This window comes from Streptomyces fractus, from assembly GCF_049844455.1.
Classification (GTDB): Bacteria; Actinomycetota; Actinomycetes; order Streptomycetales; family Streptomycetaceae; genus Streptomyces; species Streptomyces fractus.
In genome coordinates this window covers 5743334-5756224 of sequence record NZ_JBMYHI010000002.1, presented here as the reverse complement: position 1 = coordinate 5756224, position 12891 = coordinate 5743334, and the positions used below count along the sequence as shown (strand labels likewise).

Annotated in this window: 12 protein-coding genes and 1 tRNA gene; 9 read left to right on the top strand and 4 right to left on the bottom strand. The window is 70.0% G+C overall.

Annotation, left to right across the window (positions count from 1 at the left end):
- The first annotated feature begins 10 nt into the window (after nucleotides 1-10).
- The 3 genes from ACP4E5_RS28085 (at nucleotide 11) to ACP4E5_RS28075 (ending at nucleotide 1213) form a co-directional block, all read left to right on the top strand.
- Nucleotides 11-361 (top strand): hypothetical protein, encoded by a 351-nt coding sequence (locus tag ACP4E5_RS28085; protein ID WP_425833369.1) that lies wholly within the window; start codon nucleotides 11-13, stop codon nucleotides 359-361.
- 146 nt (nucleotides 362-507) lie between these two features.
- On the top strand, nucleotides 508-1149 hold the full coding sequence (locus ACP4E5_RS28080) for a bifunctional DNA primase/polymerase (RefSeq protein WP_425833367.1): 642 nt from the start codon (nucleotides 508-510) through the stop codon (nucleotides 1147-1149).
- Nucleotides 1140-1213, top strand: a tRNA-Lys gene (locus ACP4E5_RS28075). The genes ACP4E5_RS28080 and ACP4E5_RS28075 overlap by 10 nt, the downstream gene beginning before the upstream one ends.
- Before the next feature lie 133 nt (nucleotides 1214-1346).
- Here the strand turns inward: ACP4E5_RS28075 and ACP4E5_RS28070 are convergent.
- On the bottom strand, nucleotides 1347-2636 hold the full coding sequence (locus ACP4E5_RS28070; RefSeq protein WP_425833365.1) for a M6 family metalloprotease domain-containing protein: 1290 nt from the start codon (nucleotides 2634-2636) through the stop codon (nucleotides 1347-1349).
- Between the two features lie 306 nt (nucleotides 2637-2942).
- Here ACP4E5_RS28070 and ACP4E5_RS28065 point away from each other — a divergent pair, with 306 nt between their 5' ends.
- Entirely contained in the window at nucleotides 2943-4817 is a 1875-nt protein-coding gene (locus ACP4E5_RS28065) for a putative bifunctional diguanylate cyclase/phosphodiesterase (protein ID WP_425833363.1), read from the top strand.
- An 18-nt stretch (nucleotides 4818-4835) separates the two neighbouring features.
- On the opposite strand, the gene ACP4E5_RS28060 is transcribed toward ACP4E5_RS28065, so the two are convergent.
- The 3 genes from ACP4E5_RS28060 to ACP4E5_RS28050 all read right to left on the bottom strand — a co-directional run bounded on the left by ACP4E5_RS28060 (nucleotide 4836) and on the right by ACP4E5_RS28050 (nucleotide 7762).
- Nucleotides 4836-5915: an LLM class flavin-dependent oxidoreductase gene (locus tag ACP4E5_RS28060; protein ID WP_425833361.1), complete on the bottom strand. Its 1080-nt coding sequence runs from the start codon at nucleotides 5913-5915 to the stop codon at nucleotides 4836-4838.
- A gap of 287 nt (nucleotides 5916-6202) precedes the next feature.
- The gene (locus ACP4E5_RS28055; protein ID WP_425833359.1) at nucleotides 6203-6934 is read right to left on the bottom strand and encodes a maleate cis-trans isomerase family protein; all 732 of its coding nucleotides are present in this window, start codon (nucleotides 6932-6934) and stop codon (nucleotides 6203-6205) included.
- 3 nt (nucleotides 6935-6937) lie between these two features.
- Nucleotides 6938-7762 carry a maleate cis-trans isomerase family protein gene (locus tag ACP4E5_RS28050; RefSeq protein ID WP_425833357.1) on the bottom strand — a complete coding sequence of 275 codons (825 nt, stop codon included), beginning with the start codon at nucleotides 7760-7762 and terminating at the stop codon, nucleotides 6938-6940.
- Between the two features lie 347 nt (nucleotides 7763-8109).
- On the opposite strand from ACP4E5_RS28050, the gene ACP4E5_RS28045 reads away from it, so the two are divergent.
- The 5 genes from ACP4E5_RS28045 to ehuA all read left to right on the top strand — a co-directional run bounded on the left by ACP4E5_RS28045 (nucleotide 8110) and on the right by ehuA (nucleotide 12746).
- On the top strand, nucleotides 8110-9516 hold the full coding sequence (locus ACP4E5_RS28045) for an amidase (protein WP_425833355.1): 1407 nt from the start codon (nucleotides 8110-8112) through the stop codon (nucleotides 9514-9516).
- Nucleotides 9517-9624: 108 nt separating this feature from the next.
- A complete protein-coding gene (gene ehuB / locus ACP4E5_RS28040) occupies nucleotides 9625-10557 on the top strand; it encodes an ectoine/hydroxyectoine ABC transporter substrate-binding protein EhuB (RefSeq protein WP_425833353.1) in 933 nt (310 codons plus the stop codon).
- Nucleotides 10554-11297: an ectoine/hydroxyectoine ABC transporter permease subunit EhuC gene (ehuC, locus tag ACP4E5_RS28035; protein ID WP_425833351.1), complete on the top strand. Its 744-nt coding sequence runs from the start codon at nucleotides 10554-10556 to the stop codon at nucleotides 11295-11297. Before ehuB ends, ehuC begins: the two co-directional genes overlap by 4 nt.
- Nucleotides 11294-11941, top strand: a complete 648-nt coding sequence (gene ehuD, locus ACP4E5_RS28030; protein ID WP_425833349.1) for an ectoine/hydroxyectoine ABC transporter permease subunit EhuD — start codon at nucleotides 11294-11296, stop codon at nucleotides 11939-11941. The genes ehuC and ehuD overlap by 4 nt, the downstream gene beginning before the upstream one ends.
- Nucleotides 11931-12746 carry an ectoine/hydroxyectoine ABC transporter ATP-binding protein EhuA gene (gene ehuA, locus ACP4E5_RS28025; RefSeq protein WP_425833347.1) on the top strand — a complete coding sequence of 272 codons (816 nt, stop codon included), beginning with the start codon at nucleotides 11931-11933 and terminating at the stop codon, nucleotides 12744-12746. Before ehuD ends, ehuA begins: the two co-directional genes overlap by 11 nt.
- Nucleotides 12747-12891: the final 145 nt, after the last annotated feature.

Below are 12891 nucleotides of genomic sequence, written 5' to 3'. Positions count from 1 at the left end.
AGGCCGCAAAATGGCGGAGCCCGACCGTACCCATCAGCCCCGGCTGCGACCCGCCCCGCTGATCTTCGAACCCGCGGAGGCCGCCGCCGACCCGGAGCACTTCTTCGACCTGGAGTCCATCGAGGACCCCCGCGACCTGCTCACCCGGGCCACGGAGCTGACGCACGCGTTCCGCTCCGCGGCGGACCGGTCCATGGAGTTCCAGGCCGTCGCCGCGGCGCAGCTCGCCGACCCGCGCCGCTTCGACCGGCTCACCACGGCGGACATCGCGGAGCGCGCGGACTGGACCGAGGACTACGCGAAGAAGATGGTCGAGTTCGGCCGTGACCTGCTGCGCGGGGCCAAGGAGCGGACGATGTGACGAGGGCCGCGTCGGGACCGCACCATGGGGCCGTAATGATCATTTGGCATATGCCAGTGGGCAAGATACTCCACCCCGCCCCCTCCTGTCCCGATTTTCCGCAACCCTTGGCAATCGCCCCCTCACCCCCTGTAGATGTATGAGGCATGAGCACCGCGACGCCTCCGTACTCCCCCCACGCCCCTTCGGCCACGGCCCCTGGCGCGCGTGATCACTTCGACATCTGCGACGTCACCCCCGAGGGCGCGGCCTGGCTCGCCTCGGCCGGGGCGTACCCCCGTTCCACGCTCGCCCACTGGGAGGCGCGGCCCACGGCCCCCGTCGTCCTCCCCTGCGGATCCGTCTTCGACGTGGTGAACGTTCCCGCGATCTTTGGCCGGCGGATGTTAGACGGACTCTGGTCCGAGGGGCCCGGGTCGGGTCCCGTCGCGACGCACCGGGGCCGCATGCTCCTGTTCACCGCGCCGGGCACGGCCCAGCGCCTGCCGTCCCTCCTCCACTGGGAGGAGTGGGGCCCCGCGGTGCCGCCGCTGCTGTACCACGGCGTCGGCGACGCGGTCACGGGACCGGCCCCCACGACCCACGCCGCGCTCCGGCCCGACCAGCGCCAGGAGTCCCGCTGGGTGGTCGCCCCCGACACCCGTCACCCCTGGCTGCCGGGCCCCGAGGTCATGCGCTGGGCGTGCGTCCGGGCGGCCCGCGCGAGTGCGCAGGCCGCGGTACGGATTTCGATTTTTCCTGCCCCCGATCCTGGTGCTAATGTCTACGACGTCAACCGGCGCCATTAGCTCAGTTGGTTAGAGCAGCGGACTCTTAATCCGCGTGTCCGGGGTTCGAGTCCCTGATGGCGCACGTTCCGAGTGGCGAGTCATGTTCGCAAAAAGCGCGAACCTGACTCGCCACTCGTGTTTTACGCGGCTCCGCCGCGCGTTGTGGGGGCTCCGCCACCCACACCCCCGTGAGGGAGCCGGGGTGGACGCCCCAGTCAGCCCTCGGTCGTCACCTTCACCGTCCACGACCCCGAAGCCGTCCGGCCCTCCGCCTCGACGCGGATGTCGTCGCCCGGCACCGTGAACGTCTCCCCCACCCCCACCGGCGCGTCGGCCAGCGGCGGATAGACGGATTCGCCATAGCAGGCCTCCGTACGGGGATGCGCGTCGAGCACCTCCACGGGACCGCCCCCGGACGAGGAATCGCTGCGTACGCGGTAGACGAGAACACCCCGGGTACAGGTCGCGGCGTCATTGCCGGCGCCACCCCGCGCCTCCAGGGCGATCGCGCTGTCGACACCCGTACGGATCACGGCGAGCTTGGTGCCACCACCCGCGCCGAACGCCGCGCCCGCCCCCCGCGGCTCCGTGCTCAACGGCTCCAGCGTCAGCCGGGTCTCACCACTGCGCTTCACACACGCCACCTGCCGCCGGTCCAGCCACCCCAGCTTCCACTTGTGCCAGCCGAACAGGTCCGGCGAGAGCCCGAACTGGCTGCCCATGACGTCCCAGTCACCGACGTACGTGTCCCAGTCCCCCTTGCCGTCGGTGGGCCGGTGGTAGAGGTCGGGCAGATCGAAGACGTGCCCCGTCTCGTGCGCGAGCACATTGCGGTCCGGCGGATGACGCTCGAAGACCGTCACGATGCGGCGGATGTCCGTACCGTCCGCGCGCATCGGCCGGTCGAAGTTCACGACCTTCGTCGCGTCCGAGTCGACACCGGGCGCGTCCGGGTCGGCGACGAAGTAGACGACGTCGTACTTGCTGAAGTCCGTGTGCGGATCCGCCGCCTTCAGGGCGTCCCGCAGATACGCGCCGCGGTGCGCGGCGTCCCAGTCGCGCTGTATGGCGTACGCGGTCGAGGCGTGCGGCATCTGGATCCACCGCCGCTGCGGATGCGGGAGCAGGGAGAACTTCCCGTACGAGGCCCGGTCGAAGAAGCGGCTGGTGGACGGGAAGTAGTCGGAGGCCAGCTCGTCGGGCGTGGTCAGGGGCAGCGAGTCGGGGAACGAGAGGAAGACCATCACGGCGTTGAGCTTCTTCTGGGGCTTCGGGTACGCCGCGTTCCAGGTGTCCAGGCCCTCGGAGTGGTGGGCCGCGGTGCGCTCCAGGGCGCAGGGCCCGGCGAACGGTACGGCCGAGGCCGGTCCCGCGACGAGCCCCGTCGCGGCCACGGCGGCGAAGGCGGTGAGCGCCGCCGCGAGGGCGCGCGGGCGCGGCTTGTCCACTCCCCCGAGTGGCTGCGGACGCGGCAAGTCGACCTCCGGGACGGGAATGCGGGACACCCAACCCAGAGTGTTGGTATTTGATGGGCTTTGCCCTGTTTATCTGGCCCGGATGAGTGAGCGGACGACACTCCGGCCGATCACGGAACGTCACAGTCGATCGCCCGCGATCGGGCCGCGACAGAAGGTGGGGCAGCGTCGAGCAGAAACGATCTACCGCGGCGGGCTGCGGCGGCCCGAAACCCGTGCACACTGCAAACCAGGCTGGATAGGCCGTCCGACCTGCCTCTATGATCGGCACACTTTCCTGCCGGGACCCGGCCGCAGCAGACCACGCAACCAACCGACGCACCACGGGAGCGAGCGGTGAGCGCACAGCCCGAAGGGCCCACGACCGCGCGCCGGGTGGCCCCGCCCGGCCTACGCCACGATCCCCTCGCGGGGATCCCGGGGCTCACGGAGACCTCGGAGATCACGGAGAGTGAGAGCGGCCGGTCGGCTTCCCGGCCCCCGGCCGCCCAGGCCCTCTACCGGCCGGCGTTCGCGACGTCGCCGCTGGCCATGGCGGTCGTCGACCGCGACGGCGTGATCGTCGGCGCCAACGACGCCGCGTGCGCGCTGCTGTGCGGGGAGGACGCCGGGGAGCACACCGGGCAGCTCACGGGCCGCGCCGTCGACGAACTGCTCGACCTGCGCTCGGACCCGCGCACCGCGGACGCCTATCAGGAGATCCTGCGCGGACGTCAGGCCCGGCTCAGCCGCACCCGCCGCCTCAAGCACCCCTCGGGCCACTCGATGTGGCTGCGTGTCACGGTGTCGCCGCTCCCGGACGCGGACGCCGTGCTGCTCTCGCTCAGCGACATCACCGCGCACCGCGGGCTCCAGGACCGGCTGCACCACCTGGAGTTGCACGATCCGCTGACCAGGCTGCCCAATCGCACCCTGTTCTTCGAGCGTGTCTCCGCCGCCCTGGAGTCGGGGACGTACGAGAGCGCGGGCGCGACCGGGCGCGTGGGGCTCTGCCTGCTCGACCTCGACGGGTTCAAGGCGGTCAACGACTCCCTCGGGCATCCCGTCGGCGACCGGCTGCTCGTCGCCGTCGCCGAGCGGCTCACGCGCTGCGCGGACCGCGCGCAGAGCGCCACGGGCACCCCGCTGGTGGCCCGGCTCGGCGGCGACGAATTCGCGCTGCTCGTCGAGGACTCCACCGGTACGGAGCAGGTCGCCGAGCTCGCCCGGGCGGTGCTCGACGCACTGCGCAGGCCCTTCGACCTGGCCGGTGAGCAGGTGTCGGTCTCCGCCTCGATCGGCGTCGTCGAGCGGCAGGTCACGGGCACCAGCACGACGGCCCTGATGCAGGCGGCCGACACCACGCTGTACTGGGCGAAGGCGGACGGCAAGGCCCGCTGGACGTTCTTCGACCCGGAGCGCAACGCCCGCCGGATGACCCGCCAGGCCCTGTCGTCGAGCCTGCGGCCCGCGGTCGACCGGGGTGAATTCGCCCTGGAGTACCAGCCGTTGGTGGAGATGGCGGACGGCGCGCTGCGCGGGGTCGAGGCGCTGGTGCGCTGGCGGCACCCGCAGTTCGGCCTGCTGACGCCGAATCGGTTCATCGGACTGGCCGAAGAGGACGGCTCCATCGTGGAGTTGGGGCGGTGGGTGCTGCGGACGGCCTGCGCGCAGGCGCGGCGCTGGCAGGTGGAGCACCCCGAGGCGCAACCGGTGTTCGTGAGCGTGAATGTGGCGGTGCGTCAGATGTGGGACTCGGATCTGGTGACGGAGGTCGCGCAGATCCTCGCCGAGACCGGACTCCCGCCGGAACTCCTCCAGTTGGAGCTGATCGAGTCCGCCGTGATGGGTTCGACGGGGCGGCCGCTGCAAGCGCTCCGGGCACTGAACGACATGGGTGTGCGCATCGCCATCGACGACTTCGGCACCGGGTACTCCAACCTCGCGTACCTCAGCCGGCTGCCGGTGTCGGTGCTCAAGCTCGACGGGGCGTTCGTGCGGGGGTTCCGGGGCGACGGGTCCGTACCCGCGGAGCCGGCGGACGCGATGATCGTCGAGGCGCTCGTGCAGTTGGCGCACCGGCTCGGGCTCACCGTGACCGCCGAGTGCGTGGAGACGGCGGAGCAGGCGGAGCGGCTGCGTCGGCTCGGCTGCGACACCGGGCAGGGCTGGCTCTACTCGCGGCCGGTGGCGGCGGATCGTATCTCTGGGCTCCTCGCGGAGCGCGGGTGATCCGCCGCCGAAGCGCTGTCAGGCGCGCGGCAACCCGTAGGCATCCGCGATGAGTTCGTAGGAGCGCAGGCGTACGTCGCCGCCGTGGGCGTTGGCCGTGAGCATCAACTCGTCGGCGCCCGTGCGCTTTTGCAGCTCGTCGAGGCCGGAGCGGACCTCGTCGGGGGTGCCGTGGATGACGTTGGAGTTCCAGGACTGGATGAAGTCCCGCTCCATCTCGTTGAACTGGTACGCCTCCGCCTCCTCGGGCGTCGGCACGAGGCCGGGGCGGCCGGTGCGCAGCCGGACCATGTTGAGGGCGGCGGCGAGGACCTGGCGGCGGGCCTCCGTGCCGTCGTCGTCCGTCGCGAGGGCCGAGACGCCGATGAGGGCGTAGGGCTCGGACAGCAGCTCGGACGGGCGGAAGTTCTCCCGGTACAGGTCGAGCGCCGGGAGGGTGTTCTGCGCCGAGAAGTGGTGCGCGAAGGCGAACGGCAGGCCGAGCGTCGCGGCCAGGCGGGCGCTGAAGCCGGAGGATCCGAGGAGCCAGACCGGCGGGCGGTTCGGGTCCTGGACGCCGCCCGGGGACGTGGCCTGGACGGGGCCCGGGACCGCGTGGATGCGGGAGTACGGGTGGCCGTCCGGGAAGTCGTCGTCGAGGAAGCGGGTGAGTTCGACGAGCTGCTGCGGGAAGTCGTCGGCGCCCTCGTTGAGACGATCGGTGCGGCGCAGGGCGGCGGCGGTGGCGCCGTCCGTCCCCGGGGCGCGGCCGAGGCCGAGGTCGACGCGGCCCGGGGCCATCGCCTCCAACGTGCCGAACTGTTCCGCGATCACGAGCGGGGCGTGGTTCGGGAGCATGACGCCGCCGGAGCCGAGGCGGATGCGGTCCGTGTGGGCGGCCAGGTGGGCCAGGATCACGGCGGGGCTGCTGGACGCGACGCCCGGCATCGAGTGGTGCTCGGCGACCCAGTAGCGGTGGTAGCCGCGGGTCTCGGCGAGGCGGGCGATGTCCACGCTGGTGCGGAGGGCCTGGGTCGCCGTGCGGCCCGCTCCCACGGTGACCAGGTCCAGGACGGAGAGCGGGGTGGGTGCGGTCCCGAGGGCTGCGCCGCGGATCACGGGTCCTCCTGCGAATACGTACGTACGGGTGACTGTCTCTTCCCGAACGTAACGGAGGCCTACTCCGCTTTATTCCCGCACCGTGGCCGGTCCCACCGTTCGCGATGCGCGGCACCGGGGGCCGCCTTGCCCACCCTGCCGCCCAAGGCGGCAGATTGCCCAAGGCGACGGCGGCGGGTGGGCAAAATCAAGCCCCGCCGGCGATTGAGGCGCGGGGTCCGGGGCGGAGCCCCGTGGCCGGGGGACGGGGCTCCGTCGGAGGAGCCGTGACCGGGCGGAGCCGGGTGTCAGACCTGGACCAGCGGCTCCTTCGTGAAGAGCGCGCCGAGGGCCGGCGCGTTGACCCGCCGGTCGACGAGTCGCAGCGCCTCCCAGACGGTGACCTGATTCGCCGTGAGAACCGGCTTGCCGAGCTCCGCCTCCAGGTCACGCACATACGCCGCCGTGTGCAACGCCGTATCCGGAAGGAGAACCGCGTCCGCGTCGGGATGGTCACCGGCCCGGGCCATCGCGAGGACCTCGTCCCACCCCCACGTACCGACCTCCGCCGCCGTGATGATCCCGCTGCCGCTCACCGACACGACCTCCGCCCCGGCCGCCTTCAAGAACGTGGCGAAATGGCCCGCGACATCCTCCGGATACGTCGCGGCCACCGCCACCCGCCGCGCCCGCACCTCCCGCAACGCGTGCGCGAACGCGAAGGACGTACTGGAGGCGGGCAGCCCCGCCGCCCTCGCCAGGCCGCGAACCTGGTCGTGCGCACCGTCCCAACCGAAGACGAAGCTCCCGGACGTGCACGCCCAGACCACCGCCTCCGCGCCGGAGAGCCGCAGCTCCTCGACCCCCGCGGCGAGCCGGTCCGGCGCACCCATCTTCAGCAGCGCGTCGACACGGTGCGCGTCCTCCCCGATGTCGGTGTGGACGACGGGCAGCCGCACATCGCTGTCGATCAGCATCTCGATGCGCGGGTAGTCGTCCTCCGCGGAGTGTCCGGGGTACAGAAATCCCAGCGAGGTCATGCCCTATGCCCACCCTTCCTGTTCCTTCGACCGTTCCTTCGGCAGTTCCTCCGGAGGCAGCGCCTCCGGCAGCTCCGCCGGGGGCCACACCCGCGCCGCCGGGTCGAGCAGCGCCTGGTAGGGCCCCACCGCACGCGTACCCAGCCGGGCGAGGGCTGCCCACATCGTGACTTGATTGGCCGAGATCACCGGTACCCGCAGCTCCGCTTCCAGCTGCGGGATGATGTCGTAGGTCGGGAGGTTGGTGCAGCTGATGAAGAGCGCGTCGGCCCCGGCGGTCCCGGCTTCCCTGGCCATCGTGGCCACGTCCCGGTAGGGGACCTTCCAGATGTGCCGGGTCAGTCCGAGGTAGGCCCGGCCGGTGACCGTGATGCCGGCCTCCGACAGATACTCCTCCAGCGATTCGGTGACCGATCGCGTATAGGGAGTGACGAGGGCGATGCGCCGCGCGCCCAGTTCGGACAGCGCCTCGAGCAGCGCCCCTGACGTGGTCACGGCGGGCAGCTCGCCGGCCCGCTGCATCGCCGCGCACAGCGCGCGCTCCCCCGCGACCCCGCCGACGAAGCTGCCGGAGGCGCAGGCGTACGCGAGGACTTCCGGCCCGGTGGCGCCGAGCGCGCGGACCGCCTCGCCGAGCGTCTCGTGCTCACTGACGAGGCGCGCCAGGTCGAGGCCGACCTCGACGGGCACGAACGGAGTACGGGTGAGGTGGAGGGAGACGTGGTCGGGTACCCAGCGCCACAGCTCGCGGTCGAGAGCGAAGTCGAACGGGGCGACGACGCCCACACCGCGCTGCGGTTCCGGTCCCCCCAGGAATGAGACGTCCATGAGCAGGCCCCATGTTCAGCTGACTGATCAATGCCGGTGTGGTGCTTGAGCCGGCGAACCGCCGGGACGTCGGGACAGCGACACAGCGCGAAACAAGGTGCAGGAACCCTGGTGAAGTACCTCTGTTGTCGACGGTAGGTTCCGGTGCCTGCGGGGTCAATCCGCACATGTCGGCAGGTGCCTTTGATCTTTCTGGTGTTCATGAAATGGGTGGCTGTTCCCGACTTCTCGCGTCCAGGAAAGCGGATCTTCATTGCCTGCCGGTTTCCCCGCGATGTCCGTGCCCGACGAGGTGATCCTGGGTAGGTCCCCGGCAACGTATCGCGATCGCTGACGCTGGAGGGCGGATGACGAGCGAGCTCATCGGACTGACCGCGCAGGACCTCGTCGAGGGATATCGCAAGGGGGAGTTCAGCCCGGTCGACGCGACCCGCGCCGTGCTCGCCAGGATCGAGGAGACCGAACCGGAGCTGAACGCGTTCGTGCGGGTCGACGCGGAGGGGGCCCTCGCCGGCGCGGAGGCGAGCGCGCGGCGGTGGCGCGAGGGCGAGCCGATGGGCCTGGTCGACGGGGTGCCGGTGTCGGTGAAGGACATCCTGTTGCAGAAGGGCGCGCCCACCTTGCGGGGCTCGAGAACCGTGTCCGAGCAGGGTCGGTGGGACGAGGACTCGCCTTCGGTGGCCCGGCTGCGCGAGCACGGCGCGGTCTTCGTCGGCAAGACGACGACGCCCGAGTTCGGCTGGAAGGGCGTGACGGATTCGCCGCTGTCGGGCGCGACCCGCAATCCGTACGACACCTCGCGCACGGCGGGCGGTTCGAGCGGCGGGAGCGCGGCGGCGGTCGCGGTCGGGGCGGGGCCGCTGTCGCTCGGCACGGACGGCGGGGGTTCGGTGCGGATTCCTGCCTCCTTCTGCGGGATCTTCGGCCTCAAGCCGACGTACGGGCGCGTACCGCTGTACCCGTCGTCGGCGTTCGGAACCCTCGCGCATGTCGGCCCGCTGACCCGCACGGCGGCCGACGCGGCGCTGCTGATGGACGTGATCTCGGGCCCCGACCCGCGGGACTGGTCGGCCTCGGGACCGCCGTCCGGCGGCTTCCGGGACGCGCTGCCCGGCGGGGTGCGCGGGCTGCGGGTCGCGTACTCGCCGACGCTGGGCGGACAGGTGGCGGTGCGGCCCGATGTCGCCGCGGTGGTGCGGGCGGCGGTGACGCGGCTCGCCGAACTCGGCGCGTATGTCGAGGAGGTGGATCCGGATTTCACGGATCCGGTGGATTCGTTCCACACGCTGTGGTTCAGCGGGGCGGCGCGGGTGGTGCAGCATCTCCCGGCGTCCAAGCGGCAATTGCTCGATCCGGGGCTGCGGGAGATATGCGCCCGGGGCGCGCGGTACAGCGCGCTCGACTATCTGGCGGCGGTCGACAGGCGGATGGCGCTCGGTCGGCGGATGGGCGCCTTCCACTCGACGTACGACCTGCTGGTGACGCCGCCGGTGCCGATCACCGCGTTCGAGGCGGGAGTCGAGGTTCCGCGCGGCTCGGGACTGCGCAGGTGGACGGGGTGGACCCCGTTCACCTACCCCTTCAACCTGACCCAACAGCCCGCCGCTTCCGTGCCCGTGGGGCTCGACGGGGCCGGTCTGCCGGTCGGCCTCCAGCTCGTGGCCGCGCGGCACAGGGACGATCTCGTACTCCGGACGGCGCATGCGTTCTACGAGGCCGGAGTGGCGAGTTCCACCGGCCCCAATACCGCGTGAATCGCGCGAAGTTGGGACATGGCCGTATTGCCGCGAATTCAGATCTCGGCTTTATCAAGGGCCGAAAACGATAGGCATACCTCCCGGGGCTTCGGGTAATGGCGCGCCATGGCTCCACCACTTGGTAACAATGAGGGATTCATCGCCAGACCAGTCCGCCGCCGCTCCCTGCTCTACGGTGCGGGGGCGGCGGCGCTGGGTGTGTTCGGCGCCGCGGCCTGTACCCGCGTGCCGGAGGAGGGGAAGGTCAAGGGCGGGGATCTGCTGGACCGGCTGCGTGACGCCGGAGAGGTCAAGATCGGCGTGGCGGGCGAGGTCCCGTTCGGCTACATCGACGAGAACGGCGAGGTGACCGGGGAGGCGCCGGCCATCGCCAAGGTGATTTTCCCGCGCCTCGGTGTGCCCAAGGTGAAGGCGGTGCCGACGCAGTTCAGCGCGCTGATTCCCGGGCTGACCCAGGCGCAGCAGTTCGACGTGGTGTCGGCGGGCATGTACATCAATCCGGATCGCTGCGCACAGGTGCTGTTCTCCGATCCCGACTACCTGATGCCCGACTCGTTCATCGTGCGCAAGGGAAACCCGCACGGCATCAAGACGTACAAGGAAATCGCGGCCAAGAAGCTGAAGTTCGCGACGGGCACGGCCTACGCGGAGATCGATACCGCCAAGGCCTACGGCATCAAGGACATGCTGATCCTGCCCGACCAGGTCGCGGGCCTCGACGCCGTGCGCCAGGGCCGGGTCGACGCCTTCGCCGGCACGGCCGTCACGGTCCGTAGGGTGATCAAGGGCAAGAGCGGGGTCGAGGGCGTCGCGCCCTTCCAGCCCTACGTGGACGGAAAGCCGGTCTACGGAGCGGGCGGATTCGCGTTCCGGAAGTCGGAGAAGAACCTGCGCGACGCGTTCAACAAGGAGCTGCACAAGCTCAAGGACAGCGGTGAACTCCTGCGCATCATGGCGCCCTTCGGCTTCACGAAGGAGGAGATGACCGACCTCACGGTCGAGAAACTCTGCCCCCCTGCCAAGGGAGCCGCCTCATGATGTCCGCGAAATTCTTCGAGAACTGGTTCCTGCCGGGTATCTGGATCACGCTCGAGATCACGGTCCTCAGCGCGATCTTCGCCTTCGTCGTCGCGATCATCATCGGCGTGCTGCGCACGTCCAATGTGTGGTTCGTGCGCTTCCTGTCCGGTGCGTACTTCGAGATCTTCCGCAGCACGTCGTCGCTGGTCTTCATGTTCTGGATCGCGTTCACCGTGCCGATGCTGTTCCACATCAACTTCCAGCCCATGTTCGCGGGCATCCTGGCGCTCAGCATCACCTACGGCGCCTACGGTTCGGAGATCGTGCGCGGCGCACTCGCCGCGGTGCCGCCCGCCCAGCGCGAGGCCGGCATCGCCCTCAACTTCACGCGCGCCCAGCGCCTGCGCCGCATCGAGTTCCCGCAGGCCTGGCCGGAGATGATCCCGCCGTTCAACAACCTGCTGATCGAGCTGCTCAAGGGAACCTCGCTGGTCTCCCTGATCGCGGTGGCCGACATGACGTTCGCGGGCAACCTCAAGCGACTCGTCTCCGGCGACAGCGCGCCGGTCTACACGCTGCTGCTCGTCCTGTACTTCGTCTTCGCCTTCATCTTCACGCGCCTCATGCGCCTGCTTGAGCGCCACGCCAAGAGCCGTATCGGCCAGGCGCCCGAGAAGGGCGGTCTGCGCGTGCTCCTCGGCGGGATGCGCTCCAAGTCGACGATCGACGCCGTCACCGGTGCCGGAGGTGCCAAGTGAACTGGGACTGGTCCAACGTCGCGGACTTCATGCCGCAGTTCTGGGACGGCGTACTCGTCACGCTCCAGGCGCTCGTCGGCGGCGCGATCATCGCCTTCCTGCTCGGCCTGGTGTGGGCGATCGCGCAGCGCTCGAACACGAAGTGGATCAGCTGGCCGGTGACGGTGGTCACCGAGTTCATCCGGAACACCCCGCTCCTGGTGCAGCTGTTCTTCCTCTTCTACGTCGTTCCTTCCTGGGGCATCTCGATGTCCCCGCTGGTCACCGGCGTCGTCGGACTCGGCCTGCACTACTCGACGTACACGTCCGAGGTCTACCGGGCCGGCATCGGCGGCGTACCCGTCGGCCAGTGGGAGGCGGCCACCGCGCTCAGCCTGCCCAAGGGCCGCACCTGGCGCGCGGTGATCCTGCCGCAGGCGGTGCGCAGGGTGATCCCCGCGCTCGGCAACTACGTGATCGTCATGCTGAAGGAGTCGCCGCAGATCATGGCGATCGGCGCCCTCGACATGCTGGGCGAGGCCCAGGGCTTCAGCCAGACCACCTTCACCTTCGAGGCCATCAGCGTCGTCGGTGTCGCCTTCATCGTCATCGCCTACCCGGCTTCTCTTCTTCTGCGAGTTTTGGAGCGTCGTCTTGTCCGCTGACAGCAGCACTTCCCAGGAAATCCCGAATCCTGCCGTCGACGGCAGCGAGCTCATCCGCTTCGACAAGGTCACCAAGCGGTTCGGCAGCAACACCGTCCTGGACAACCTGGACTTCTCGGTCGACTCCGGCAAGCACGTCACGCTGATCGGCCCGTCCGGCTCAGGCAAGACCACGATCCTGCGGCTCCTGATGACGCTGATGAAGCCCGACGAGGGCACCATCAAGGTCGGCGGCGAGTACCTCACGCACGAGCAGAAGGACGGCAAGCTCGTCCAGGCCGGCGAGAAGCACATCCGCGAGATCCGCAAGAACATCGGGATGGTCTTCCAGCAGTTCAACCTGTTCCCGAACATGAACGTGCTGCGCAACATCACCGAGGCCCCGGTCAACGTGCTCGGCCTGTCCAAGGACGAGGCGGAGCAGCGGGCCAAGGAGCTGCTCGACATGGTCGGCCTCGGCGACCGGAGCGCCTCGTATCCCTCGCAGCTCTCCGGTGGCCAGCAGCAGCGTGTGGCGATCGCCCGCGCGCTGGCGATGCGGCCGCAGGTCCTGCTGCTCGACGAGGTGACGTCGGCGCTCGACCCGGAGCTGGTGGCCGGCGTCCTCGACGTCCTGCGGGACATCGCGCACAGCACGGACATCACCATGCTGTGCGTGACGCACGAGATGAACTTCGCCCGCGACATCTCGGACCAGGTCCTGATGTTCGACTCGGGGCGCATCATCGAGTCCGGATCGCCGGAGAAGATGTTCGGGGAGCCGGAGCACGAGCGCACCAGGGAGTTCCTGAGCGCGGTCCTGTGACCAGCCGCTCACCGAGTGGTGCATGACTTTGGCATATGCCACGGTGGCGCGTTCCTGCTGAGGGGCACGGAGCGCGCCACCAATCTCCCCAACCTCCGCCCCCAATGGGGGTGTTGGCGGCTATCGTGGACGGAGCCCAGCTGTC

Coding starts and splice junctions, on each gene's coding strand:
- ACP4E5_RS28085 (WP_425833369.1), top strand. CDS start 11: ATGGCGGAGCCCGACCGTACCCATCAGCCCCGGCTGCGACCCGCCCCG.
- ACP4E5_RS28080 (WP_425833367.1), top strand. CDS start 508: ATGAGCACCGCGACGCCTCCGTACTCCCCCCACGCCCCTTCGGCCACG.
- ACP4E5_RS28055 (WP_425833359.1), bottom strand. CDS start 6,934: ATGACCTCGCTGGGATTTCTGTACCCCGGACACTCCGCGGAGGACGAC.
- ACP4E5_RS28050 (WP_425833357.1), bottom strand. CDS start 7,762: ATGGACGTCTCATTCCTGGGGGGACCGGAACCGCAGCGCGGTGTGGGC.
- ACP4E5_RS28045 (WP_425833355.1), top strand. CDS start 8,110: ATGACGAGCGAGCTCATCGGACTGACCGCGCAGGACCTCGTCGAGGGA.
- ehuB (WP_425833353.1), top strand. CDS start 9,625: ATGGCTCCACCACTTGGTAACAATGAGGGATTCATCGCCAGACCAGTC.
- ehuC (WP_425833351.1), top strand. CDS start 10,554: ATGATGTCCGCGAAATTCTTCGAGAACTGGTTCCTGCCGGGTATCTGG.